Genomic DNA, 23,671 nt, shown 5'->3' with positions numbered 1-23,671 from the left:
TGCCGCCCGAACCGGGCGGCACCCCGATCAGGTGATGTCCCGCCGGCGCATCATCCAGAACGCGGCGACCATCACCACGGCGGTGCCGATGCCGAACACCAGCGCCGAGTCCTGCCAGGTCACCAGCAGCTCCTTGGGCGTGCACTCGCCCTGGACGAGTTCGCAGGAGCGGTAGTCGACGAGCGCCCACTGCTTCTGGAACCAGGCCAGCGCATAGGTGGACAGCACCCACCGGTCACCGAACCGGACCTCGGCGATCGTCGTGGCGATCCGGATGCCGATCTCACTGATCACCCCGGCCCCCACGGCCACCCCGAGTGCCATCGCCGTGTGCCGGCCCAGGGACGCCAGGGCGAAGGCCACCGCACCGGCGGCGAGGATCATCGCCAGCGCCCGCAGGCCGCTGATCCCGGCGGACTGCCACACCCCGGAGGTGACCTTCTCGGTGGTTCCCCGGAAGGTGGCGATCAGCCAGAAGGCCAGGGTCCACAACGCCCCGAGCACCACGGTCACCCCGGTCAGCGTGGTGAGCACGGCGGCCAGTTTGGTGCCGAGCACGGTGAGCCGTTTCGGCCGCCACAGCAGCAGGTTCATCATCCCGCCGGTGCTCCACTCGGCGCCCACGAACGAGGCGCCGATCAGGAAGCCGAACAACGCCACCGCCCCGGCGAAGATGGCGATGAAGTTGCCGAACTCGGCCCGGAAGTCGAACTGGTAGGGCAGGTTCCACTTCGGGTCGAACATCTCGGCGGTGGGCTTCCAGTCCCGGCCGCAGTTCGGGCCGTACCGCTCGTCGGTCTGCTCGCCGCGTGCCTTGGCCGCGTCGCACTCGGCGATCGACCGCTCCCACTCCCGGACGGCGTCCCGGAAGTTCGCGTCCGACTCCGCCTGCGCCTGGGCGATCACGGCCGGTGAGAGCTTGTGGCTGGAGAAGGTGAAGGCGGTGACGATGCCGGCCAGGCCGAGGACGAGCAGGACCAGCATGACCCGGGTGAGCCGGCGCTTGGCCAGCCGACGCAGTTCGGTGACGTACAGGCTCATGCGCCCCACCCTCCCGTGGTGCCGGCGGTGTGGCCCGGCTCGCCGATCTTGGCGGACTGGTCGACCTGGCGGTGCTGACCGGGGACCGGAGCGGTGGCGGTGATCTCCAGGAAGACGCTCTCCAGGTCCACCGCGACCGGGGCCAGTTCGCTGACGTACAGGTGTTGTTCGGCGAGCAGCCGGCTGACCGCGGCCGGCTTGTCCACTCCGGCCAGCATCAGGTGGTCCGGGTGGCGGGTGACCGCGACGCCGGCCCGGCCGAGTAGTTCGGCGGCGGCGGCGAGGTCCTCGGCGGCGTCCAGCCGCACCCGTACGCCGCCGTGCGAGTGCTGGGCCAGCACCTGCTCCACCGGACCGGCGGCGACCCGGCGGCCCAGCGAGATGATGGTGACCTCGTCGCAGATGAGCTGGATCTCGCCGAGAATGTGGCTGGAGAGCACCACGGTCATCCCGGATTCGGCGAGGGTGCGCATCAGGGTGCGCATCTCCCGGATGCCGCCCGGGTCGAGACCGTTTGCCGGCTCGTCGAGGATCAGCAGTTTGGGGTTCTTGAGCAGGGCGGAGGCGACGGCGAGCCGCTGCTTCATGCCGAGCGAGTACGTCTTGACCCGCTCGCCGGCCCGGTCCCGCAGCCCCACCAGTTCGAGCACCTCGTCGACCCGTACGGCGGGGACGTCGCCGGCCCCGGCCAGCAGGGACAGGGTGTCCCGGGCGGAGAAGTGCGGGAAGAACTGCGGGCTCTCCACGATCGCGCCGACCTGACCGGCGACGGTGGGCAGTGCGCCGGGCACCTCGTGGCCGAGGATGGCCATCCGCCCGCCGTCGGGCTGGATCAGCCCGAGCAGGGTACGCAGGGTGGTGGTCTTGCCCGACCCGTTGGGGCCGAGGAAGCCGTGCACCTGACCGGCCTCCACCCGCATGTCGAAGCCGTCCAGCGCGTTGCGGACCCCACGCCGGCGACTCTTGTACGTCTTACGTAGACCTTCGATCTCCAGGACAGCCGACAAGCTGCGCCTCCCCCGATGGTGGCTGATGACAGCGGTCACCATACTCGGTATACCCGCCAGGGCAATACCCGGTATGCATCGGCGCTCAATTACTACCGACGGTGTATCAACGGGTCACTCAGGCGCAGATGACGGCCACTCCGGCGGCGCGGAACGCATCGACGAGTTCCGGGGCCGCCCCGGAGTCGGTCACCAGGGTCTCCACCCGCTCCACGGGGCAGATCCGGGCGAACGCGTGACCGCCCAGCTTGGACGAGTCCGCGATGATCACCACCCGCTTGGCCCGCGCCACCATCAGGTTGTTCATCGCCGCCTCACCCTCGTGGTGGGCGGCGGCACCCAACTGGGGATCGAGCGCGTCCACGCCCAACAGGGCGACGTCCAGGGTGACCTCGCGCAGCAGCGCCCCACCCAGCGGCCCGACCAGCTCGAACGACTTCGGTCGCACCACACCCCCGGCGACCACCACCTTCATCCGGGAGCGCACCAGCAGCTCGTTGGCGATGTTCAGGGCATTGGTGACCACGGTGAGCTGGGCACCCTCGGCACTGGTGTTCAGGTCGGGGCGGACGGCCAGGGCGCGGGCCACCTCGGTGCTGGTGGTGCCGCCGTTGAGGCCGACCACGGTGCCGGGCGAGACGAGCGCGGCGGCGGCCGCCCCGATCCGCTGCTTCTCAGCCGAGTGCTTGGCCGTCTTGTAACGCAGCGGCAGGTCGTACGAGACGCCGTTGGCGACCGCCCCACCCCGGGTCCGGGTGATCATCTGCTGCTGGGCGAGCTGGTCGAAGTCGCGCCGGATGGTCGCCTGGGAGACGTCCAGCCGCTCGGCGGCCTCCTCGACGCTGACCCGACCACTGTCGGTGAGCATTTCGAGCAGAGCGTTCCACCTGGCGTACCGGTCCACGGGGGGCCTCCGACTCTGCACGAAGGGTGATCGAATGCGTGCACAGTAGTGCGCGAAACTCGCAGTGCGCAAAACCCCCGACTGCGCGATCCGGGGGCAGGTTGCCACGCGCACCTCGTTTCGCGCAGAATAGCGCGCGAAAGACGGTGGTAATGAGCCGTATTGCGCACCTCCCTCCCCTGTGCGAGGAGTTCCCCATGGCGTACGTCGACGCGGAGATCGCCAGCCAGCCCGACTGCTGGCGGGAGGCGGCCCGACTCGCCGGCACCGTCGCCAGCGCCCTCCCCCGCCCCGGAGAGCGGGTCGCCGTCGTCGGCTGCGGCACCTCGTGGTTCATGGCCATGGCGTACGCCGGGCTGCGCGAACGGGCCGGCCACGGCGAGACCGACGCCTTCCAGGCCAGCGAGTTCCCCGCCGAGCGCCGCTACGACCGGCTGATCGCGGTCACCCGCTCCGGCACCACCACCGAGGTGCTCGACCTGCTCGCCGCGCTGCGCGGCCGGACCCCCACCACCGTCCTGGTCGGCGACCCCGGGTCGCCCGCCGTCACGCTGGCCGACACGGCCGTGCCGATGCCCTTCGCCGACGAGCGTTCCGTGGTGCAGACCCGGTTCGCCACCACCGCCCTGGCTCTGCTGCGCGCCCACCTCGGCGACAACGTCGAGGCGCTGGCCGCCGACGCCGAGGTCGCCGTCCGCGCCCCGCTGCCGCTCGACCCGGCCCGCATCGACCAGGCCACCTTCCTCGGTCGCGGCTGGACGGTCGGGCTGGCCCAGGAGGCCGCGCTGAAGTGCCGCGAGGCGGCCACCTTCTGGGCCGAGGCGTACCCGGCGATGGACTACCGGCACGGCCCCATCTCGATCGCCGGCCCCGGCCGGCTGGTCTGGGCGTTCGGGGAGCTGCCCGAGGGCCTGCCGGAGGACGTGGCGGCCACCGGGGCGGCGTTCGTGCACAGCCGGCACCACGGCTGCCACACCGTGCTCGGCAGTTGGGCGGCCGGCCGGACCCCGGTCGACCCGATGGCCGACCTGATCCTCGCCCAACGCTTCGCGGTGGCCCTGGCGACCAGCCGGGGGCTGGACCCGGACGCGCCCCGGCACCTGACCCGTTCCGTGGTGCTGGCATGACCGACGGGCCGCCGGGCGACGACCGGGTCGTCGTCGCGCTGGACGTCGGCGGCACCGGCATGAAGTGCGCCCTGGTCCGCCCCGACGGCAGTGTGCTGCACGCCGAACGGCATCCGACCGACGCCGGACGCGGCCCGGACGCCGTGGTGGAGACCGTCCTCGCCGTCGCCGAAGGGCTGGCCGACCGGGCCCGCGCCGCCGGGTCGACCCCGGTGGCCTGCGGCGTCGCCGTGCCCGGGGTGGTCGACGAGGCCGCCGGGGTGGCGGTCTGGTCGGCCAACGTCGGCTTCCGGGACGTACCGCTGCGGGATCTGGTGGGGGCGCGGCTCGGGCTGCCGGCGGCGCTCGGCCACGACGTGCGGGTGGGCGGGATCGCCGAGGCCCGGCTCGGTGCCGGCCGGGACGCCCGGCACGTGCTCTTCGTCGCGATCGGCACCGGCATCGCCGCCGCGCACGTGGTCGCCGGGTCGGCCGCCGTCGGCGCGCACGGTGCGGCCGGCGAGATCGGCCACATCCTGGTACGCCCCGACGGCCCGCGCTGCGGCTGCGGCCGGCCCGGCTGCCTGGAGGCCGTCTCGTCCGCCTCGGCCGTGGCCCGCCGCTACGCCGAACTGGCCGGGGTGACGGCGAGCGCGGCCGACGTGGCCGGGCGCGCGGCGGCCGGTGAGGAACTGGCCGGGCGGGTGTGGCGGGAGGCCGTCGAGGCGCTCGCCGACGGGCTCGCCACCGGGCAGGCGCTCTACGACGTCGACACCATGGTCATCGGCGGCGGCCTGGCGCGGGCCGGCGGGCAACTGCTCGACCCGCTCCGCGCGGCCCTGCACGAACGGATGACCTTCCATCGGGAGCCGCGCCTGGTCGCGGCGGCCCTCGGCGACGAGGCCGGCTGCCTCGGTGCCGCCCTGCTCGCCCTCGACAGTCTGGAGAGACGATGACCCAGCGGGTGACCGGCAAGGTGGTGACCCCGACCGGCGTGATCCGGCAGGGGTGCGTGGAGCTGGACGGCGAGCGGATCACCGCCGTCGCCGAGTACCCGGCCAAGCGCGACGGGCACTGGATCATGCCGGGGTTCGTGGACATGCACACCCACGGCGGGGGCGGGCACACCTTCACCACCGGTGACGCCGACGCCGCCCGCGCCGCCGCCGCGTTCCACCGGCGGCACGGCACCACCACCCTGCTGGCCAGCCTGGTCAGCTCGCCGTTCGAGCTGATGCGCACGGCGACCGCCGCGTTCGCGCCGCTGGTCCGCGAGGGGGTACTGGCCGGCATCCACTTCGAGGGGCCGTACCTGTCGGCGGCCCGGTGCGGCGCGCAGAACCCGGAGTTCCTCCGCGACCCGTCCACCGACGAGCTGGGCCGGCTCGTCGCCGAGGGCGGCGGGGCGGTCCGCATGGTCACCCTGGCCCCCGAGCGCCCCGGCGCGTTGGACGCCATCAAGCTGCTCACCTCGCACGGGGTGGTCGCCGCCGTCGGCCACACCGACGCCACCTGGGAGCAGACCCGGGCCGCCGTCTCGGCCGGGGCGAGCGTCGGCACCCACCTGTTCAACGGGATGCGCCCGCTGCACCACCGCGAACCGGGCCCGGTGGTGGCCCTGCTGGAGGCCCCGAACGTGGTCTGCGAGCTGGTCGCCGACGGGGTGCACCTGCACGACGGGATGCTCACCTTCGCCGCCTCCGTGGCCGGCCCGGAGCGGATCGCCCTGGTCACCGACGCGATGGCCGCCGCCGGGATGCCCGACGGCGAGTACGAGCTGGGCGGCCAGCCGGTCGCCGTGGCCGACGGGGTGGCCCGGCTGGCCCGGGACGGGGCGATCGCCGGCAGCACCCTCACCATGGACGCGGCGCTGCGGCACGCCGTCACCGCCGGCATCCCGATCACCGACGCGGTACGCATGGTCGCCACCACCCCGGCCCGCGCCATCGGCCTCGGCGACCGGGTCGGCGCGCTCCAGACGGGCCGCCGTGCGGACCTGGTGGTGCTCGACGACGAGCTGACCGTGGTCAGGGTGATGCGCGCCGGCACCTGGCTCGACTGACCCCGCTCGCACGCGGGGGCGGGCAGGTCAGACGGTGGGGACCTCGACGCCCAGGACGGCCTGCTCGTCGGGGCGGTGCACCAGCACGTCGGCCAGGTAGGACTGCACCGCCGGACCCATCCCCACGTCCCGGCCGGCCCGCTCGGAGAGCAGCCACTTGTGCTCGATGATCTGCGCGAAGATCTCCTGCGGTTCCAGCTTGTGCCGCAGGTGGGCGGGGACGGCCCGGACGACCGGCTCGAAGACCTCGGTCAGCCAGCGGTGGGCCGCCTGCTGCTCGTCGGTCAGGTCGCTCTCCACCCGGTAGGCGTCCAGGTCGTTGAGCAGCCGGCGGGCCTGGTTCTCCTCGGCGTCCAGGCCGGTGAGCCGGATCAGCCGCCGGGTGTGGTAGCCGGCGTCGACGACCTTCGGGCGGACCAGGTACCGCCCGTCGTCGACCGTCGACAGGGCCACCTCGGCCACGTCGAAGCCGAGGTCGTTGAGGCGGCGGATGCGGCGCTCGATGTCGTGCCGCGCCTCCCGCTCGACCTGCTGCTCGTAGGTGATCTCGTGCCAGAGCCGTTCGTAGCGCTGCACGACCTCCTCGCAGACCACCTCCGGGTCGATCGACTCGTGCAGCAGCCCGGCCGCCTGGAGGTCCAGTGCCTCACCGAAGATGTTGACCCGGGCGATCTCCAGGTCCTCACCGCGCTGCCCGTTGGACAGCGAACGGTGCAGCGCGCCGGTCTCGGCGTCGACCAGATAGGCGGCGAACGCCCCGGCGTCCCGCCGGAACAGGGTGTTCGACAGCGAGCAGTCGCCCCAGAAGAAGCCGGTCAGGTGCATCCGCACCAGCAGCACGGCGAGGGCGTCGAGCAGCCGGCCCATCGTCTCCGGACGCAGCGTGCGGGAGAACAGCGCCCGGTAGGGCAGCGAGAACTGGAGGTGCCTGGTGATCAGCACCGGGTCCAGCGGGGTGCCGTCGTCGGCCTGCCGGTCGGCCACGATCGCGATCGCCTCCACCGACGGGAAGTCGATCCGTTCCAGCACCCGCAGCAGGTCGTACTCGCGTTCGGCGACCCGTTCCCCGGTCTCCTTGACCGCGTACACGTAGTCGCCGAGGCGGACGAACCGGACGATGTGCCGGGAGATGCCCTGCGGCAGCGCCACCAGGTGCCGGGCGGGCCACTGCGTAAGCGGCGTCGACCAGGGAAGGTCGAGCAGCGCCGGGTCGACGAGGGCCGAGGTGATCCGCACGGGGACAAGTGTGCCGGGTGTCCCCCGTCCGACGCTTCCCTTCGTGGTTCGGCACACATCGACCCGGGCCGTGCCACCACGGCCCCCCGGGCCGGCCGGTAGCGTGATCGCGTGCGGGAGCGAACCACGACGGTACGCGGCGGGGTGCGGCTCAGACCGGTCCGCCCGGCCGGCTGGTGGCCGGACCTGCTGCTGCTCACCGCCCTGGTCGCGCTGACCGGGGCGCTCGCCACCGACCACCTGTTCGGCGTCGACCGGGCGGTCGCCGACTGGGCCGGGGCACACCGGCCGACCGCCGCCTACTGGGTCGCCCGGGTGCTCAACCTGCTCGGCCAGGGCACCCCGTTGACGCTGCTCGCCGCCGCCCTGGGGGTGCTGCTGGCCGTCCGACTGCGCTCGGTGCGCCCGGTGCTGCCGCCGGTGGTCGCCTTCGTGCTCACCTATCTCACCATCGGCCCGCTCAAGGTGTGGACGGCCCGCCCGGCCCCGAGCGCCAGCATGAAGGAACCGTTCCTGCCCCCGGAGCAGACCCTGCCGCTGTTCCAGCACGACCTGCCGGTCCGCTACGCCCAGTCGTACCCGTCGGGGCACGTGGCCAACGCGATCGTCTGGTACGGCGTGCTCGCCCTGCTGCTCGTCCCGCTGCTGCGGACCCTCGGCCGGCGGATGCCACCCCGGCTGGCCACCGCCGTGCGGGTGGTGCCGCCGCTGGTGGTCCTGTGCACCACCACCTACCTGGGCTGGCACTGGCTTACCGACTCGGTGGCCGGGCTGCTGCTGGGGCTGCTGCTGGACCGGCTGCTGCACCGGATCCCCTGGGACGACCTGCCGCTACCGGCCCGGCTACGCGGCTGGGACCGCCCGTTCACCGCCGACCCGGGCCGGTCGCCCGATCGAGGCCGCCCGTTCACCTCCGCCCCGTAACCTGCCGTGGTGGATCGACTGCGGCGGCGGCTGGGCGTACCCGACGCGGTGGTGGTCGGGCTCGGGGCGATGCTCGGCGCGGGCGTGTTCGTGGTCTTCGCCCCGGCCGCCGCGGCGGCCGGCGGCACCGGGCTGCTGGTGGCGCTGGCGCTGGCCGGGTTCGTCGCGTACTGCAACGCGACCAGCTCGGCCCGGCTGGCCGCCCGCTACCCGGAGTCCGGCGGCACGTACGTCTACGGCCGGGAACGCCTCGGCCCGTTCGCCGGGTTCCTCGCCGGCTGGGGTTTCGTGGTCGGCAAGACGGCGAGCTGCGCGGCGATGGCGCTGACCATCGGGGCGTACCTGTGGCCGGGGCAGGCCCGGCTGGTCGCGGTCGGCGCGGTGCTCGCGGTGACCGGGGTGAACCTGCGCGGCGTCACCCGCACGGTCGCCGCCACGAAGGTGCTGGTGGTCGTGGTGCTGGCGGTGCTGGCCCTGGTCGCGGTGACCGGCCTGACCGCCGGGGAGGTGCGGCTCGACCGGCTCGCCGAGGGCGGCGGTACGGCCCGGGGTGTGCTCACCGCCGCCGGGCTGCTCTTCTTCGCCTTCGCCGGGTACGCCCGGATCGCCACCCTCGGTGAGGAGGTCCGCGACCCGGCCCGCACGATCCCCCGGGCGGTGCCGCTGGCCCTCGGGGTGGTGCTGGCGGTCTACCTGCTCCTCGCGGTGGTCGCGGTCGGTGTGCTCGGCCCCGACCGGCTGGCCGCCTCCGCCGCGCCCCTGGCCGACGTGGTGACCGTCGCCGGGCTGCCCGGCCTGGCCTGGGTGGTCCGGGCCGGGGCGACGGTGGCGGTGACCGGGGTGCTGCTCTCCCTGCTCGCCGGGGTGGGCCGCACCCTGCTGGCGATGGCCCGCCGTTCCGACGTGCCGGGGACGCTGGCCGCCGTGCACCCGGTGCACTCCGTCCCGCACCGCGCGGAGCTGACCGTGGCCGCCGTGGTGGTCGCGGTGGTGGCGCTCGGCGACGTCCGGGGCGCGATCGGCTTCTCCAGCTGCACGGTGCTGGTCTACTACGCGATCACCAACGCCGCCGCGTGGACCCTGGGCCCGGACCCGGCCCGACGGCTGCCCGTCCGGGCGCTCGCCGCGCTGGGGCTGGTCGGCTGCGTACTGCTCGCGGTCAGCCTGCCGACCGCCAGCGTCCTCGCCGGTTTCGGGGTGCTCGCCCTCGGCGCGCTCTGGTACGCCGTCCGACCCCGCTAGTCACTCCTGCGGATCACGTGAGGCCGGCACCCCTGCGGGCGGCGGCGGGGCCGGGGGCGGGGGCGGGGGCGGGGTGGTCTCGCGGAGCAGGGCGCCCAACCCGGCCCGCCGGGCCACCACGGTCAGCCGGTCCCCCGCCGAGATCACCATCCGGGGATCGGCCCGCCAGTCGGTCTTGTGGCCGGGCCGGGAGTGGGCCAGCAGGCGCACCTCGCCGGGGCGGGCCACCGCGCCGAGCGGCCGACCGTCCAGGGCCGCGCCGGCCGCCACCGGCACCTCCACCACCAGCAGGGCGTGCCGGTCGACCGGGATGGTGGCGATGACCGCCCGGTCCAGCAGGGCGGCGGCGAACGACGGCGCGGCCAGGTAGGACACGCTGCGCGAGATGCCGATGCCGAACGCCCGCTGGATGCGTTCGGCGAAGTCGCCGTCGAAGAGCCGCAGCACCACCCGCAGCTCCGGGTTGAGCGCCCGGCCGTTCAGTGCGGCCCGCAGGTTGACCCCGTCGTCGGTGGAGACCACCACCAGCGCCTGGCAGTGCTCAACCGAGGCCGAACGCAGCGTCTCCTCCCGGGCCGCGTCCCCGACGATCAGCGGTACGCCCAGCCGCCGGGCCAACGCCGCACCCCGCGCCTCCGCGCTGCGGTCGATCGCCACCACCTCGACGCCGAAGTCGTGCAGTTGCGCCATCACCCGGGTGCCGATGTTGCCCAGCCCGACGACCACCACGTGCCCGGTGCGTTCCGGCTGGATGCGCCCGGCGTGCAGAGCCAGCCGGGCGTTGACGATGCCGTCGACCACCACGGCGGTGATCAGCGGGATCAGCGCCAACCCGGCCAGGTTGAGCACGACCTGCATGACCTGGGCGGCGGCCGGTTTGGTGACGTCCGGGTCCTGGCCGCTGAGCGTGGTGACCAGGGTCAGGTAGAGCGCCTCCGTCCAGCTCACCGCGACCGCACGGGCGTTGAGCCAGCCGAGCAGGGCGATCACCCCGAGCAGGGTCAGCACCGCGATGCCGATCTTGCGGGTGGCGAAGCTGCGGACCGCCCGCAGCAGCACCGCCAGGGGTCGCCGGCGACGTCGGGCCCGGACCAGCCGGCGGGCCGCCAGCTCGGTGCCGGCGGGCTGCCCCGTCGCCTCGGCGAGCACCACGTCGGCCGCCTGCTCGTCGGCGGGCAGCACCCGGACCAGCTCCGGATCGGTGGTGACGGCCAGCCCGCAGACCACGTCGGCGGGGCGGACGTCGACGCGGCGGGCCACGTAGAGGGTGCGACCGCCGTGCCGGAAGTGGGTCGGGGCCACCTCACCGAGGGCGGCGGCGACGAACGCCGGGGCGGCCATCGAGGCGTCGGAGAGGACCGCCGAGTCGGGGAAGAGCTGCCGCAGGCCGTTGGCGAGGCTGGTGTTGAACATCCGGACCACCAGGCGCAGCCGGGGCTCGACCTCCTGCGCGCAGAGCGCGGCGTGCATGTTGCCCACGTCGTCCTGGTGCAGCAGGGCCAGCCCGTCCGCCCCGGCCAGGCCGGCCCGGTGGAAGGTGGCCTCGTCGAGCCGGTCGGCCCGGACCACCTGGACCCCGTCGACGTCCCGCCCGTCGGGGCCCTCGGAGCGGCGGCGTTCCGGCACCACCAGGGTGATCCGGACCCGGCCGTGGGCCAGGTCGGTGCCGAGCAGCGCCCGCACCACCCAGTACGCCAGCGGGTCGTTGCCGCAGACCACGTAGTGCGGGCGGGTGTCGCCGTTCATCCGTAACCGCCAGCCGGTCGCGCGCCGGGCCCGGTCCCGCAGGGGTTCGGCCATGCCCGGATGGTAGCCAGCCGGTCGCCGGGGACGCAGCCCTGGTGAGCGCACCGGACAGTGCCGGTTGGTCGGGCAGGCATGGTGGGCGTGGCGGCGGGTAGAGCAGCGGGCGTGCAGACGTTCCTGCCGTACCCGGACTTTCTGGCCAGCGCGCGGACCCTCGACCAGCGGCGGCTGGGCAAGCAGCGGGTGGAGGCGCTCCAGGTGCTGCGCGGGCTGACCCGGCCGGGGTACGGCTGGCGCAACCACCCGGCGGTGAAGATGTGGGCCGGCTACGAGGAGGCGTTGACCCGGTACGGGCTGGACGTGTGCGCGGTCTGGTCGGCGACGGGCCGGGCGGACACCTGCGCGTCGACCCTGGTCACCGACCTGACCGCCGCCCGGGGCCACGGCCGGGTCCGCAGCCAGGCCGAGCTGGCCGCCGCCGGTGAGCTGCCACCCTGGCTGGGCCGCGAGGACCTGCACCGCAGCCACCGCTCGGCGCTGCTGCGCAAGGACCCGGAGCACTACCGCCCGCAGTTCGGCGACGTGCCGTCCGATCTGGAGTACGTCTGGCCGCCGTCCGACCGTCCCCCGCTCGCCGCCGGGCTGCCGAACCCCGCCGACGACTCCGGTGGCGGCACCGCACCGGTCTGACCGGGCCGGATCGCCCCTGGTCGGGCAGACTGGGGGTCCCTCGGGTCGGAAGGTGCACATGGCGCTGTCGCAGAAGCTGGGTCGGCTCATCGGCGTACGCGAGCACGTGGTGGACCCGGGCGGGGGTGGCGCCCCCCGGGTGGCCCGACCGACCACGGCCGTGGTGGTGGGTGGCGGGATCGCCGGCATGTCGGCGGCGGTGGTGCTCGCCGAACGCGGGGTGGACGTCACCGTGCTGGAGGCCGCGCCGACGCTGGGCGGGCGGCTCGGCGCGTGGCCGGAGGCGCTCGCCGACGGCAGCCAGCTCAACGAGCACGGCTTCCACGCGTTCTTCCGGCAGTACTACAACTGGCGGTCGATCCTGCGGCGGGTCGATCCGACGCTCGGTTTCCTCAAGCCCATCCCCGGCTACCCGATCCTGTCCGCGCAGTGGCCCACCGAGGAGTTCGGCAGGCTGCCCCCGGCCCCGCCGGCCAACCTGCTGGCGCTCCTGCTGCGCAGCCCCAGCCTGCGCCTGGCCGACCTGCGCACGATGGACCGGGACGCCGCGCTGCCGCTGCTCAGCTACGACCCGGTGCGCACCTACGCCGAGTTCGACGACACCACCGCCGACGCGCTGCTCGCCTCGCTGAAGCTGCCCGACCGGGCGCGGGCGATGCTGTTCGAGGTCTTCTCGCACTCGTTCTTCAACCACGAGACCGAGATGTCGGCCGCCGAGATGATCGCCCAGTTCCACTTCTATCTGCTGGGCAACCCGGAGGGGTTGGCGTTCGACTGCCCCGACGAGGACTACGCCACGGCGATCTGGCAGCCACTGACCAGGTACGTGGAGAAGCACGGCGGCCGGGTGCGCACCGGGGCCGCCGTCACCCGGCTGGACCGGGAGCCGGACGGTTGGCGGGTGACCACCGCCGACGGCACGGTCCACCCCGCCGGGCAGGTGGTGCTGGCCGTCGACCCGCCCGCGCTGGCGGCGCTGGTCGACGCCTCCCCCGGCCTGGTCGCGGTGGCGCCCGAGCTGGTGGCGCGGATGCCCGCGTTCGGTCGGCCCGGCCCGCCGTACGCGGTGGCGCGGTACTGGCTCGACGGGGACGTCCGGGCCGACCGGGCGGTGTTCAGCGGGGTGTCCCGCCAGCCCACTCTGGACTCGGTGACCCTCTACCACCGGTTGGAGAACGAGTCCCGCCGGTGGGCGCAACGCACCGGCGGCGCGGTGGTGGAGCTGCACGCGTACGCCTGCGACGAGGGGGTGCCCGCCGAGGAGCTGGCCGAACGGATGCGCGCCGAACTGGTCGCGCTCTGGCCGGAGGTCGCCGGGCTGGGGGTGCGGGAGCTGCGCGCCCGGGTCGAGGCGCAGGCCCCGGCGTTCACCCCGGGCAGCCACGCCGGCCGGCCGGGGGTACGCACCGACGCCGAGGGCCTCTACCTGGCCGGGGACGGCGTCGGCACCGACTTCCCCAGCGCGTTGATGGAACGGTCGGCGGCGACCGGGATCATCGCCGCCAACCACATCCTGCGCGCCGCGGGGGCGGCCACCGAGCCGGTCCGCTCGATCCGCCCCCGGGGACTGCTCGCCGGGAAGTGAACCGCCCCGGATGCCCGCCCGACCCGTCGGGCCGGGCGGACCGGCCGGTCAGCGCGACGTGCCCTGGTAGGCGTCCCGCATGAGCTGCTGCATGTCGTCGAGCATCGGCATCCGGGGGTTCGCCGGGGCGCACTGGTCCTCGTAGGCGTTGAGGGCCTGCTGCGGCAGCGCCGCCTCGAACGCCGCCCGGTCGACGCCGATCGCGGCGAACGACGGTTCGATGCCGACCGCGTCGCGCAGCCGTTCCACCGCCTCGGCCAGCGACGCCACCCCCTGCGCCGGGGTGCCCGCCGGCAGGCCGAGCTGGGCGGCGATCTCGGCGAACCGTTCCGGTGCCCGGTAGCTCTCGTAGCGCGGCCAGCCCGACAGCTTCGCCGGGACGGTGCCGTTGTAGCGGATCACGTGCGGCAGCAGCACCGCGTTGGTCCGGCCGTGGGCGATGTGGAACGTCGCGCCGAGGGTGTGCGACATGGCGTGCACGATGCCGAGGAAGGCGCTGCCGAACGCCATCCCGGCGATGGTGCCCGCGTTGTGCATCCGTTCCCGCGCCTCGGGGTCGGCGTCGACCACCGCCCGTTCCAGATTGCCGAAGATCAGCCGGATGGCGTGCAGGGCGAGCCCGTCGGTGAAGTCGTTCGCGTACACCGACACGTACGCCTCGATGGCGTGGGTGAGGGCGTCGAAGCCGCTGTCGGCGGCGATGGTCGCCGGCATGCTGGCGGTCAGCACCGGGTCGACGATCGCCACGGTCGGGGTGAGCGCGTAGTCGGCCAGCGGGTACTTCTTGCCGGTGCGGTGGTCGGTGATCACCGCGAACGGGGTCACCTCCGCGCCCGTGCCCGACGTGGTCGGCACGCAGACCAGCCGGGCCAGCGCGCCGAGGGTGGGGAAGGTGAAGGCGCGCTTGCGGATGTCGAAGAACTTCTCCCGCATGTCGTCGAAGACCACGTCCGGGTGCTCGTAGCGCAGCCACATCACCTTGGCCGCGTCCATCGCCGAGCCGCCACCGAGGGCGACGATGGTGTCCGGGCGGAAGGCCCGCATCAGCGCGGCCCCCCGGTCGACGGTGTCGACGCTCGGCTCGGGTTCCACGTCGTCGATGATCTGCAGGGCGATCCGCTCGGGGCGGCGTTGCAGCACCCGGTTGATCCGGTCGACGAAGCCGAGCCGGGTCATGGTGGCGTCGGTGACCACGGTGACCCGGTGCACGTCGGGCATCTCGGCGAGGTAGCGGATCGCGTTCGCCTCGAAGAAGATCTTCGACGGGACCTTGAACCACTGCATGTTGTTGTTCCGCCGGCCGATCCGCTTGATGTTGAGCAGGTTCACCGCCGACACGTTGTCGGACACCGAGGTACGCCCGTAGCTGCCGCAGCCCAGCGTCAGCGACGGCAGGAACGCGTTGTACATGTCGCCGATGCCGCCCTGCGAGGCGGGCGAGTTCCAGATGATCCGGACCGCCTTGACCCGGCGGCCGAACTCCTCCACCAGCTCCTCGTCGGCGGTGTGGATGACCGCGCTGTGCCCGAGGCCGTGGAACTCGACCATCTGCTCGGCGTACCGCAGGCCCTGTTCGCGGCTGTCGGCGCGCAGCACGGCGAGCACCGGGCAGAGCTTCTCCCGGGTCAGCGGCTCGTCGGGGCCGACCCGGTCGACCGCGACCAGGATGATCGAGGTGTCGGGGGCGACGGTGATGCCGGCGGCGTCGGCGATCCAGGCGGCGGTCCGGCCGACCACGTCGGGGTTGAGCTTGCCGGCTGGGAAGAGCAGCGCCTCCAGCTTCTCCTTCTCCGCCGGGGTCGCCAGGTGGGCGTGCAGGGTGCGGAACTCCGCGATGGCGGCGTCGTGGATCGCCGCGTCGAGGATGACGGCCTGCTCGGAGGCGCAGATCATGCCGTTGTCGAACGACTTGGACAGCACGACGTCGTTGACCGCGCGCTTGAGCTTGGCGGTCGCCTCGATCCAGGCCGGTACGTTCCCCGCGCCCACGCCGAGCGCCGGCTTCCCCGCCGAGTACGCGGCCCGCACCATGGCGTTGCCGCCGGTGGCGAGGATGGTGGCGACCCCGGGGTGGTGCATCAGCGCGGTGGTCGCCTCGACCGACGGCTCCTCGATCCACTGTATGCAGTGCTCCGGGGCCCCGGCGGCGACGGCCGCGTCGCGTACCGTGCGGGCGGCCTCGACGCTGCACCGCTGCGCCGCCGGGTGGAAGGCGAAGATGATCGGGTTGCGGGTCTTGAGCGCCAGCAGCGCCTTGAAGATGGTGGTCGAGGTGGGGTTGGTGACCGGGGTGATCCCGGCGACCACGCCCACCGGGTCGGCGATCTCGACGATGCCGCTGATCTCGTCCCGGGCGATCACCCCGACGGTGCGGGTCTTCGCCATGCTGTGCGTGACGTGCTCGCAGGCGAAGATGTTCTTCACCGCCTTGTCCTCGAACACCCCCCGACCGGTCTCGGCTACGGCGAGCTGGGCGAGGGCGGCGTGCCGGTCCAGCGCGGCCACCGACGCCTTGCGGACGATGTGGTCGATCTGCTCCTGGTCGTACCGGTCGTAGTCGGCCAGGGCCTTGAGGCCGTCGGCGACCAGGGCGTCGATCGTGGTGGCGAGTTCGGTCGACATGCTTTCACCTCGGCGGTTGGCGGCTTCTCGGACACCTTCAGCATTCATCGACAGCCGTCTCGGCGGTGGGGCGCAAGGACCCGTCCCTCGGTGGCCAAAGGTCCCGTCGTCGCGCCGTCCCGGGCGTGTCCGGTCAGCCGAAGGTCCCGATGTCGAGCGGTGACCACGCAGCGTCGCCTACCCGACACCGTGCCCCGCCGCCCCCGGCCACCATGATTCGCATGACGGGACCGCGAAAGGCCTACACGTTGCTCGCCGTGGCCGCCATCGGGGTGGCGGTGCTGGCCTGGCGGATCGGGGTCGACAAGGCCAATGCCCTGGTGGGCCTGGCAGGCGTCTTCGCCGCGAGCGCGCTCGGGCTGTTGTCCCTGTTCAGCGCGATCGACCCTCGGCTGTCCCGGGCGGCGGCGGACGCCGCCGCCCTGCCGTCGGGGGCGACCCCGGCCGCACCCGACGCACCGGGCGGAGCCGCCGGCACCGGGTCGGGCCCGGGGCTGCGCCGCCGCTGGCGACGCTGGCGGCTGCCGGCCGGGATCGCCGCGCTGCTGCTGGTGATCGTCGGTACGGTGACCGTGCTCTCCTGGCCGACGGACCGGACGCCGGACGCGCGGGGCGCCTCCCCCACGACCTCCGTCGACGCCGCGTCGGCCGACCCCGGCGTCACGGCGACCCCGGTCGGGCCGACACCCACCGTGGATCCGTCCGGAGCGACACCCACCACCCCGGCGACCCCGGCCCCGGGTCCGGACGGGCCGACGACCGGCCCCGCGCCGACCCCCACCGCCGGACCGACGCCGACCCGGGGGCCGGCGGGGCCGGACTGGGTGCCGCCGGCGGGTGCACCGCACTGGACCCTGCACGCCGACGACTCGGTCTACTTCCTGCCGAGGCCCCGGGTGGCGAGGGGCACCGGGGCGGGCACCCTGATCTTCCAGGCGCAGCACCACCAGCTCGCCCTCTACGACTGGACCGACGACCCGACCGACCTCAGCTACGAGGGCTGCCGGAACCCGAAGGCGCAGCGGTATCCGAGCATCGACCTCGAACAGCTCGAACCCACCCCGGTCACCTACTGCCAGCCCGATCCGGGCGACCCGACGGTGGTCAACTACGTCCGGATCGACCACAACCGCTACCAGGCGACGCCGGCCTCGGTCGACGTGACCGTCTGGTCGGTCCGCTCGTAACCGGGTCTGCCGGTCCGGCAGCTCTCAAGGGGAGGGCACGGCCGGCGGGTGGCATCGAAATACGTTGCCCGCTCGCACCGCCGCGCATAGCGTGATCCACGCACGGTCAACCAGTCGAACCGGGAGCACAGCATGACGTCACCGCAGCTCACCAGCGCGTGGTCGACGCTACCCGTCGGCGGTTGCCGAGCCGAAGATCCCCGGGACGGGAATCCCGACTGACGCGTGTCCGTACGCGCCGGCCGCCCCGTCCCACCCGAGGACCGGGCGGCCTTCGTCGTCCGGGCCGACCGTCGGCGGCGACCCGGTCCGGGTCGCCGCCACTGCGGACCACTGACCCCACCCGCCGACCCGATCGACCCACCGACCGCGAAGGGAGAGCCCGGTGGACGCCGTCCTCGTCATCAACGCCGACCTCGGCCCGCTGCACCGGGTCACCGTCCAACACGCGATCCGGATGCTGTGCCGTCGGATCGCCGAGATCCACGAGGCCGAGCCGGACCGGGTGATCGGGGTCTTCCCCGTCCCCCGGGTGGTCCGCCTCGTCCGGTACGTCGTCACCCGCTGGCGGTTCAGCGCCGGCCCGGCCTGGTCCCGGGCGGGGGTGCTGCGTCGCGACGGTGGGCGGTGCGCGTACTGCGGCGGGCCGGCCAGCACCGTCGACCACGTGCTGCCCCGCTCACGCGGCGGCGGCAACACCTGGCGGAACACCACCGCCGCCTGTTACCCGTGCAACCAGCACAAGGGTGACCGGACCCCGGCCGAGGCGGACATGCCGCTGCGGCGGGAACCGGCGACGCCGAGTTGGGCGGGCCTCGCCGGGCGGTGACCGGACCGGCCGGCGGGCACAGGGGGTCGCGTCGGGGAACGCCCGGTGCGACGCCCGCCGGCCCTCACCACCCCACCGGGAACGCAGACCCCGCCACCGTGATCGGCTCACTTTCGCGGATGTAGTGGCATCCGTCAGCTCCGTTACCACTACATCCACGATCGTGCGCCCACCCCGACGGTGGCAGCCGGGCGGACCGGATCAGTGACCGGCGGACGGTGACCAGGGAAAGTCGGGCGGACGGCGTTCGTGGTGGGCGGCGACGCCCTCGCGGGCCTCGCCGCTGTCCCGTGCCTTCCGGTGCCACCAGGCGATCCGGGCCGGGCTGGCCCGGTCGTCGATGATCTCCTTGGCGGCGGCGATGCTGAGCTGGGAGCGGGCCGCGATGGCGGCGGTGATCGCGGTCACCCGGCCGGGCAGGTCGTCGACCACCTCGTCGGCCAGGCCGACCCGCAGCGCCCGTTCGGCGTCGATCAGCTCGGCGGTGAAGATCAGGAACTTGGCCGTGGACGGGCCGACGAGCCGGGTCAGCCGCCGGGTGGTGGGGGCCGGGTAGACCAGCCCGAGCCGGGCCGGCGGCACCCCGAACCGGGCGTCCGGGGCGGCGATCCGCAGGTCGCAGGCGACCGCGAGCAGGCAACCACCGCCCACGCAGGGGCCCTGCACCGCCGCGACGGTGGGCTTGGCGAACGCGGCCAACCGTTCCTCGGCGGCGACCGCGTCGCCCACGTCCCCGTTGGCGTCCAGCAGTTCGTCGAGGTCACCGAGGTCGGCACCGGCGCAGAACGCCCCGTCGGCGCCGGTGAGCACCAGGGCGCGTACGGCCGGGTCGGCCTCCAGCCCGTCCAGCAGCACGGGCAGCCGTCGCCACATCTCCGGGGTCATCGCGTTGCGCCGGCCGGGGTTACGGATGGTCACCGTCGCCACCGCGCCGGTCACCCCGACGGCCAACTCCGCATCCGACACCGTCGCACCCCTCTCGTCGCGTCACCGGTGCGGCGACCATAACGGCGCGGGCCCGGCGACCACCCAGGAGGGGTGGCCGCCGGGCCCACCGACGCAGGGGTCAGGTCAGGAGACGTCGAGCGCGGTGTCGTCGACCACGAAGGACGTCCGCAGCGAGGCGTCCTCGGTGCCGGTGAACTTCAGGGTCACGCTCTGGCCGGCGTACGCGGCCAGCGAGAACGAGCGCTGGGTGTACCCGGTGGCCTTGTTCAGGTTCGAGTAGGTCGCCAGGGTCGCCAGCACGGTGCCGGAGGAGTTGAGCACCTGCACGGTCAGCTTGTCGTACGCGGTGGTCGTGCTGACCTCCCGCGAGTCGATGTGCAGCCAGAAGCTGAAGTTGTACGTCGAGCAGCCCGCCGGCACGCTCACCGACTGGGAGAGCGTCTCGGTCAGGGTGCCACCGGTGCCGCCCAGCCAGGCGTTCCAGGTGCCACCGTGGGTGGGCTGGCTGGCGCCGTTCTGCCCGATGACGCCCGTGCTGGCCGCCCAGACCGTGTTGCCGGACTCGAAGCCGGGGTTGCCCAGGAGCTGGCCGGCGGTGCAGCTGCCACCGACGCTGCTCACGACCAGCGTGTAGCTGGCCGAGTGGGCCACCGCGCCGGTGCCGGTGACCGTCACCGGGTAGCTGCCGGCCGGGGTGCTGGCCGAGGTGGCGATGGTCAGGGTCGACGCGGCACCCGAGGTCACCGAGGCCGGGCTGAACGTCGCGGTCGCGCCGGTCGGCAGGCCGGACGCGGAGAACGTCACGGTCTGCGCGGTGCCGCTGGTGGTCGCGGTGGCGACGGTGGTGGCGACCGAACCGCCCGCGGTCACCGAACCGGAGGTCGGGGAGAGCGAGACGGAGAAGTCGTTACCGGTGGAGGAGCAGGGGGCGTCGCTGCCGGCGACGTTGACCGCGGTCCACGCCGCCTGGACGGCCTTGTACTCGGTGGAGCAGCTGCCGTACAGGTCGGTCGCCGCCTTGAGGCTGTACGCGCGGGCGGTGTTGGCCGGGGTGCTGGTGTTGACGTACGACGTGTTGGAGGTGAAGTACACGTCCAGGGCGCGGAACCAGATCTTCTCGGCCTTCTCCCGGCCGATGCCGGTGACCGCCGGGGCGGAGCCGCAGACCGGCGAGGTGCCGTACGACGTGGCGCCGGTGCCCTCGGCGAGGTTGAAGAAGAAGTGGTTGCCGACGCCGGAGGAGTAGTGCACGTCCTTGTTCTTGGTGCTGGTGCTCCAGCACGAGTCGGACGAGCCGTCCAGCGACGGGTTGTACATGTAGCGCAGCGGGGTGCCGTTGCCGTTGATGTTGATCTTCTCGCCGACCTGGTAGTCGCCCGGGTCGCTCGGCGCGGCGGCGTAGAACTCGACCATGTTGCCGAAGATGTCGCTGGTGGACTCGTTGAGGCCGCCCGACTCGCCGGAGTAGACCAGGCCGGAGACGGCCTCGGTGACGCCGTGGCTCATCTCGTGGCCGGCCACGTCGAGGGAGACCAGCGGCCGGGAGTTGCTGGCGCCGTCGCCGTAGGTCATCTGGGCGCCGTCCCAGAAGGCGTTGATGTAGTTGCGGCCGTAGTGGACCCGGCTCGGCACGCCCGCGCCGTTGCCGAAGATGCCGTTGCGGCCGTGCACGTTCTTGAAGTAGTCGAACGTCTTGGCCGCGCCGAAGTGGGCGTCGACGCCGGCGGACTGCCGGTTGGCGTTGGTGCCGTCGCCCCAGGCGTTGTCGGCGTCGGTGAACGTGGTGCAGGTGCTGGTGCCGTTGTTCATGTCGCAGGTACGGCCGTTGCCGTGCGACGGGTCGATCATCTGGTAGGTGCTGCCGGAGAGCGTGGTGTCGATGCTGACCGAGCCGGTGTAGATGCCCTGGCCGCTGCCGACCACCGACTCGATCTCGTCGTGCGCGCCGATGACCCGGCCGGTGACGGCGTCGGTGATCACGTGCAGCTTCGACGGGGTCTGCTGGTCGGCCTTCCAGCCGGACAGCACGGTCTCCCAGGCGAGCCGGCCCTTGCCGGAGGTGGCGTCGACGAAGAGTTCCGGCGCGCCCACCTCGGTGATCTTGCCGGAGAACGCCTTGCGGGACGTCGCGGCGGCCGCCGCCGGGCTGATCTTGGCGGTGGTGCCGAGGGTCAGCGGGGCGGCCAGGCCGACGGAGGTGCCGGCGAGGGTGCCGTTGGGCGCGGTGTGGATGACGAAGTCACCGCCGTACACCCGCAGCCCCTGGTAGGTACGGGTGTAGCGGGTGTGCGCCGCGCCGTTGGCATCGACCTTGGTGCGGACCGCCTGGTACGCCTCCGCGCTGGTGCCCTGGACCGCGCCCGGGTTGCTGCGCAGCAGACTCTCGGCGCGGGCGGCGGGGGCGGCATCGGGGGCGGGGGCGGGGGGAGCCGCGTGCGCTGCGGTGGCGACGCAGGTCAGCATTCCGCTGGTGAGCAGAGCTGCGCTGACGGCGGCGAGGGGTCTTTTCACGTGCCCTCCTGGCAAGGGAAAGATGTGACGGGGGTAGTCACGCATGTAGATATAGCGATACACCCGGGAAAAGAGAAGGGATGGAGCGGTTCCATGACACGACACTGGCCGAACGGAGGAGGGGCCCTGCCCAGGGAACCGATTGACGTCGATGCACGTCCCATCGGGATGAGATCATCCGCTCTGGTCCTGGCCGCCGTCACGACCGCCGCCGCGCTACTGACCGGCTGCTCGGCGGCCGAGCCGGGAACCCCCGCGCCACCAGCGGCCACGACCGCTGCGACCTCCGACGGGACCACCACCCCAGGCACCCCGACCGGGGCCGCAAACCCGTCGACCGGGATGCCCGGCGACCCCGGTGCCCGGGGGGCCGGCGCGGACCGGGTCACCCTGACCCGTTCGGGCGGCTTCGCCGGGAACCGGGACACGGTGACCGTCGAGCCCGACGGCCGGTGGACCACGACCGACCGGGCCGGCGCGACGCGTACCGGCCGGCTCGACGCGGCGGCCCTCGACCGGCTCCGGATGCTCGTCGGCCCGGCCACCCGCGACCATGCCGGCGTCCCGTCCGACGACGGCTGCGCCGACACGTACCGCTATCAGCTCATCGTGGGGGCGACCCGCGTCGACTGGACCGACTGCCCGACCGGCCCGCGACCACCGGACGCCACGCGGGAACTGGCCGCGCTGCTGCTGAAGACCACCACCACCGGCTGACCACGAGGTCGCCTCCTGCGAGCCGGCCACCGGTTGCGTCGCCGGTGGCGCGGCTCACGGCGGCCTGCGTGGGCGGACGCCACCCCGGGGTGACACTGGTCGGATAACCTACCCGCTCCGATTCGTGCGAGGAGCGTTGTGCCGAAGAGACGACCCGCCGGTCCGGGCCACCGGTCCGGCCCGACCGTTGCACACCGCCCGCCGCAGCCGACCGGCCCGCGTCTGCGCCCCGGCCTGCCGCGCACGGCCGGTCCGGTCGGCCCGCGCCGGCTGCTCGGCCGGATCGGGTTGCTGCCGGCGGTGGTCGCCACCGTCCTGGCCACCGGGTGCGCGGTCGCCGACGTCGAACGGACCTCCGCGCCCACCCCGACACCTGTGGCGCGGACGTTGCGGACCCCGGACACCCTGCTGGGGCTGCCCCGCTCGGGTACGCCACTGCCCGCCGGGCTGCCCCGGTTCCGGCTCAACGAGCTGACCCGCGAGGCCACGCCGGCCACCAGCACCGTCGAGGCGGTCTACGGGCGGGGCCGACGCAGCCCGGAGACGATCGTGGTGAGCGCCGTCTCGGGCACCGTCCCCGACCCGCAGGCCATGCTGGACCGGCTGCTCAAGCCGTACCGGATTCCGAAGCCCCGGTCGGTGGAGTTCGGCCGGTACGGCGGCGAGGCCCGGTGCGGGCGCGGACGGACCGCCGACGAGGGCCACCTCACCGCCTGCGCCTGGGCCGACCCGGAGGTCGCCGGGGTGGTGGTCTTCCTGACCGCCACCAAACAGCCGGACCGCAAGGAGGATTTCCTCACCATCCGCGACGAGCTGGAACAGACCACCGGCTGACCGGCCCGCCACCGTCCCGGCCGCGCCGGGTCAGCCGGTGACGCCCGGCACCACCCGGAAGCGTTCGACGACGGCGAGGGTGTCGTCGTCCACCCGGAACCCGGCATCACCCAGCCAACCCAGGTAGTCCGACCCGTGCCAGTAATCCTCGTGCCCGGCCCGCCAGGCCGCCACCGAGTCGTACCCCTCCCCCTCGTCGCGGGCGTGGTCGAGGTCGACGTCGCCGAGCCGGACCACCCGCACCCCGGTCACCTCGATCACCGCGACCGGCCGGTCGGCGGAATCGACCACCACCGCCCGGTCGCCCACGGCCGGCAACGGCTCGTCGTCGCGCCCGTAGTCCTGCAACAGGCCCGTGGTGGAGGTCTTCGCCCCGCTCAACACTGCGGCCACGAGCTGGTCACGCAGCGGGCCGGGGAAGGCGAACTCGCACTTGGGCAGGTCGGTAGGGCTCGGTGTGGTCACCGGGCGACAGTAGCC

General features: G+C 73.6%; 20 protein-coding genes. 11 read left to right on the top strand and 9 right to left on the bottom strand.

Annotation, left to right across the window (positions count from 1 at the left end; all coding sequences use genetic code 11):
* Nucleotides 1-27: 27 nt before the first annotated feature.
* The 3 genes from ACN265_RS01215 to ACN265_RS01205 form a co-directional block, all read right to left on the bottom strand.
* On the bottom strand, nt 28-1,041 hold the full coding sequence (locus tag ACN265_RS01215) for an ABC transporter permease (RefSeq protein ID WP_204924690.1): 1,014 nt from the start codon (nt 1,039-1,041) through the stop codon (nt 28-30).
* Nucleotides 1,038-2,048 carry an ABC transporter ATP-binding protein gene (locus ACN265_RS01210; RefSeq protein ID WP_357925993.1) on the bottom strand — a complete coding sequence of 337 codons (1,011 nt, stop codon included), beginning with the start codon at nt 2,046-2,048 and terminating at the stop codon, nt 1,038-1,040. Before ACN265_RS01210 ends, ACN265_RS01215 begins: the two co-directional genes overlap by 4 nt.
* 118 nt (nt 2,049-2,166) lie before the next feature.
* Nucleotides 2,167-2,952: a DeoR/GlpR family DNA-binding transcription regulator gene (locus ACN265_RS01205; RefSeq protein WP_204924689.1), complete on the bottom strand. Its 786-nt coding sequence runs from the start codon at nt 2,950-2,952 to the stop codon at nt 2,167-2,169.
* 197 nt (nt 2,953-3,149) lie between these two features.
* Here ACN265_RS01205 and ACN265_RS01200 point away from each other — a divergent pair, with 197 nt between their 5' ends.
* Genes ACN265_RS01200 through nagA form a run of 3 tightly spaced genes read left to right on the top strand, consistent with a single transcriptional unit; the run spans nt 3,150 to nt 6,120 of the window.
* The gene (locus tag ACN265_RS01200) at nt 3,150-4,079 is read left to right on the top strand and encodes an SIS domain-containing protein (RefSeq protein WP_204924688.1); all 930 of its coding nucleotides are present in this window, start codon (nt 3,150-3,152) and stop codon (nt 4,077-4,079) included.
* Nucleotides 4,076-5,014 carry an ROK family protein gene (locus ACN265_RS01195; RefSeq protein WP_421405772.1) on the top strand — a complete coding sequence of 313 codons (939 nt, stop codon included), beginning with the start codon at nt 4,076-4,078 and terminating at the stop codon, nt 5,012-5,014. The genes ACN265_RS01200 and ACN265_RS01195 overlap by 4 nt, the downstream gene beginning before the upstream one ends.
* Nucleotides 5,011-6,120, top strand: a complete 1,110-nt coding sequence (nagA, locus tag ACN265_RS01190; RefSeq protein ID WP_421405771.1) for an N-acetylglucosamine-6-phosphate deacetylase — start codon at nt 5,011-5,013, stop codon at nt 6,118-6,120. The genes ACN265_RS01195 and nagA overlap by 4 nt, the downstream gene beginning before the upstream one ends.
* Before the next feature lie 27 nt (nt 6,121-6,147).
* Here the strand turns inward: nagA and ACN265_RS01185 are convergent, their stop codons facing one another.
* Nucleotides 6,148-7,356 carry a DUF4032 domain-containing protein gene (locus ACN265_RS01185; RefSeq protein ID WP_421405770.1) on the bottom strand — a complete coding sequence of 403 codons (1,209 nt, stop codon included), beginning with the start codon at nt 7,354-7,356 and terminating at the stop codon, nt 6,148-6,150.
* Between the two features lie 144 nt (nt 7,357-7,500).
* On the opposite strand from ACN265_RS01185, the gene ACN265_RS01180 reads away from it, so the two are divergent.
* Nucleotides 7,501-8,280, top strand: coding sequence for a phosphatase PAP2 family protein (locus ACN265_RS01180; RefSeq protein WP_421411305.1), 780 nt, complete (start codon nt 7,501-7,503; stop codon nt 8,278-8,280).
* A 9-nt stretch (nt 8,281-8,289) separates the two neighbouring features.
* Nucleotides 8,290-9,522 (top strand): APC family permease, encoded by a 1,233-nt coding sequence (locus tag ACN265_RS01175; RefSeq protein WP_421405768.1) that lies wholly within the window; start codon nt 8,290-8,292, stop codon nt 9,520-9,522.
* On the opposite strand, the gene ACN265_RS01170 is transcribed toward ACN265_RS01175, so the two are convergent.
* The gene (locus ACN265_RS01170) at nt 9,523-11,322 is read right to left on the bottom strand and encodes an NAD-binding protein (protein ID WP_421405767.1); all 1,800 of its coding nucleotides are present in this window, start codon (nt 11,320-11,322) and stop codon (nt 9,523-9,525) included. It lies immediately after the preceding gene.
* Between the two features lie 111 nt (nt 11,323-11,433).
* Here ACN265_RS01170 and ACN265_RS01165 point away from each other — a divergent pair, with 111 nt between their 5' ends.
* Together ACN265_RS01165 and ACN265_RS01160 are read left to right on the top strand one after the other, a co-directional pair.
* Nucleotides 11,434-11,958, top strand: coding sequence for an MSMEG_6728 family protein (locus ACN265_RS01165; RefSeq protein ID WP_421405766.1), 525 nt, complete (start codon nt 11,434-11,436; stop codon nt 11,956-11,958).
* A gap of 58 nt (nt 11,959-12,016) precedes the next feature.
* The gene (locus ACN265_RS01160) at nt 12,017-13,543 is read left to right on the top strand and encodes a hydroxysqualene dehydroxylase (RefSeq protein WP_420116990.1); all 1,527 of its coding nucleotides are present in this window, start codon (nt 12,017-12,019) and stop codon (nt 13,541-13,543) included.
* A 48-nt stretch (nt 13,544-13,591) separates the two neighbouring features.
* Here ACN265_RS01160 and adhE read toward each other — a convergent pair whose 3' ends face one another.
* Nucleotides 13,592-16,165, bottom strand: coding sequence for a bifunctional acetaldehyde-CoA/alcohol dehydrogenase (gene adhE / locus ACN265_RS01155; RefSeq protein ID WP_421405764.1), 2,574 nt, complete (start codon nt 16,163-16,165; stop codon nt 13,592-13,594).
* Nucleotides 16,166-16,386: 221 nt separating this feature from the next.
* Between adhE and ACN265_RS01150 the strand changes: the two genes are divergently transcribed.
* On the top strand, nt 16,387-17,352 hold the full coding sequence (locus ACN265_RS01150) for a hypothetical protein (RefSeq protein ID WP_421405763.1): 966 nt from the start codon (nt 16,387-16,389) through the stop codon (nt 17,350-17,352).
* A 385-nt stretch (nt 17,353-17,737) separates the two neighbouring features.
* Nucleotides 17,738-18,181, top strand: a complete 444-nt coding sequence (locus ACN265_RS01145) for an HNH endonuclease (protein ID WP_421405761.1) — start codon at nt 17,738-17,740, stop codon at nt 18,179-18,181.
* Nucleotides 18,182-18,382: 201 nt separating this feature from the next.
* On the opposite strand, the gene ACN265_RS01140 is transcribed toward ACN265_RS01145, so the two are convergent.
* Together ACN265_RS01140 and ACN265_RS01135 are read right to left on the bottom strand one after the other, a co-directional pair.
* A complete protein-coding gene (locus ACN265_RS01140; protein WP_420116986.1) occupies nt 18,383-19,147 on the bottom strand; it encodes an enoyl-CoA hydratase/isomerase family protein in 765 nt (254 codons plus the stop codon).
* 105 nt (nt 19,148-19,252) lie between these two features.
* Nucleotides 19,253-21,640, bottom strand: coding sequence for a M4 family metallopeptidase (locus ACN265_RS01135; RefSeq protein WP_420116985.1), 2,388 nt, complete (start codon nt 21,638-21,640; stop codon nt 19,253-19,255).
* A 168-nt stretch (nt 21,641-21,808) separates the two neighbouring features.
* Between ACN265_RS01135 and ACN265_RS01130 the strand changes: the two genes are divergently transcribed.
* Together ACN265_RS01130 and ACN265_RS01125 are read left to right on the top strand one after the other, a co-directional pair.
* Nucleotides 21,809-22,357, top strand: coding sequence for a hypothetical protein (locus ACN265_RS01130; protein WP_421405760.1), 549 nt, complete (start codon nt 21,809-21,811; stop codon nt 22,355-22,357).
* A gap of 138 nt (nt 22,358-22,495) precedes the next feature.
* A complete protein-coding gene (locus ACN265_RS01125) occupies nt 22,496-23,191 on the top strand; it encodes a hypothetical protein (protein WP_421405758.1) in 696 nt (231 codons plus the stop codon).
* Nucleotides 23,192-23,221: 30 nt separating this feature from the next.
* Here ACN265_RS01125 and ACN265_RS01120 read toward each other — a convergent pair whose 3' ends face one another.
* Nucleotides 23,222-23,656, bottom strand: a complete 435-nt coding sequence (locus ACN265_RS01120; RefSeq protein WP_421405757.1) for an ASCH domain-containing protein — start codon at nt 23,654-23,656, stop codon at nt 23,222-23,224.
* Nucleotides 23,657-23,671: the final 15 nt, after the last annotated feature.

This window comes from Micromonospora sp. WMMD730, assembly GCF_049178955.1.
Classification (GTDB): domain Bacteria; phylum Actinomycetota; class Actinomycetes; order Mycobacteriales; family Micromonosporaceae; genus Micromonospora; species Micromonospora wenchangensis.
This window is presented reverse-complemented; position numbering and strand designations above follow the sequence as displayed.

Coding starts and splice junctions, on each gene's coding strand:
- ACN265_RS01170 (WP_421405767.1), bottom strand. CDS start 11,322: ATGGCCGAACCCCTGCGGGACCGGGCCCGGCGCGCGACCGGCTGGCGG.
- ACN265_RS01215 (WP_204924690.1), bottom strand. CDS start 1,041: ATGAGCCTGTACGTCACCGAACTGCGTCGGCTGGCCAAGCGCCGGCTC.
- nagA (WP_421405771.1), top strand. CDS start 5,011: ATGACCCAGCGGGTGACCGGCAAGGTGGTGACCCCGACCGGCGTGATC.
- ACN265_RS01200 (WP_204924688.1), top strand. CDS start 3,150: ATGGCGTACGTCGACGCGGAGATCGCCAGCCAGCCCGACTGCTGGCGG.
- ACN265_RS01150 (WP_421405763.1), top strand. CDS start 16,387: ATGACGGGACCGCGAAAGGCCTACACGTTGCTCGCCGTGGCCGCCATC.
- ACN265_RS01160 (WP_420116990.1), top strand. CDS start 12,017: ATGGCGCTGTCGCAGAAGCTGGGTCGGCTCATCGGCGTACGCGAGCAC.
- ACN265_RS01130 (WP_421405760.1), top strand. CDS start 21,809: ATGAGATCATCCGCTCTGGTCCTGGCCGCCGTCACGACCGCCGCCGCG.
- ACN265_RS01195 (WP_421405772.1), top strand. CDS start 4,076: ATGACCGACGGGCCGCCGGGCGACGACCGGGTCGTCGTCGCGCTGGAC.
- adhE (WP_421405764.1), bottom strand. CDS start 16,165: ATGTCGACCGAACTCGCCACCACGATCGACGCCCTGGTCGCCGACGGC.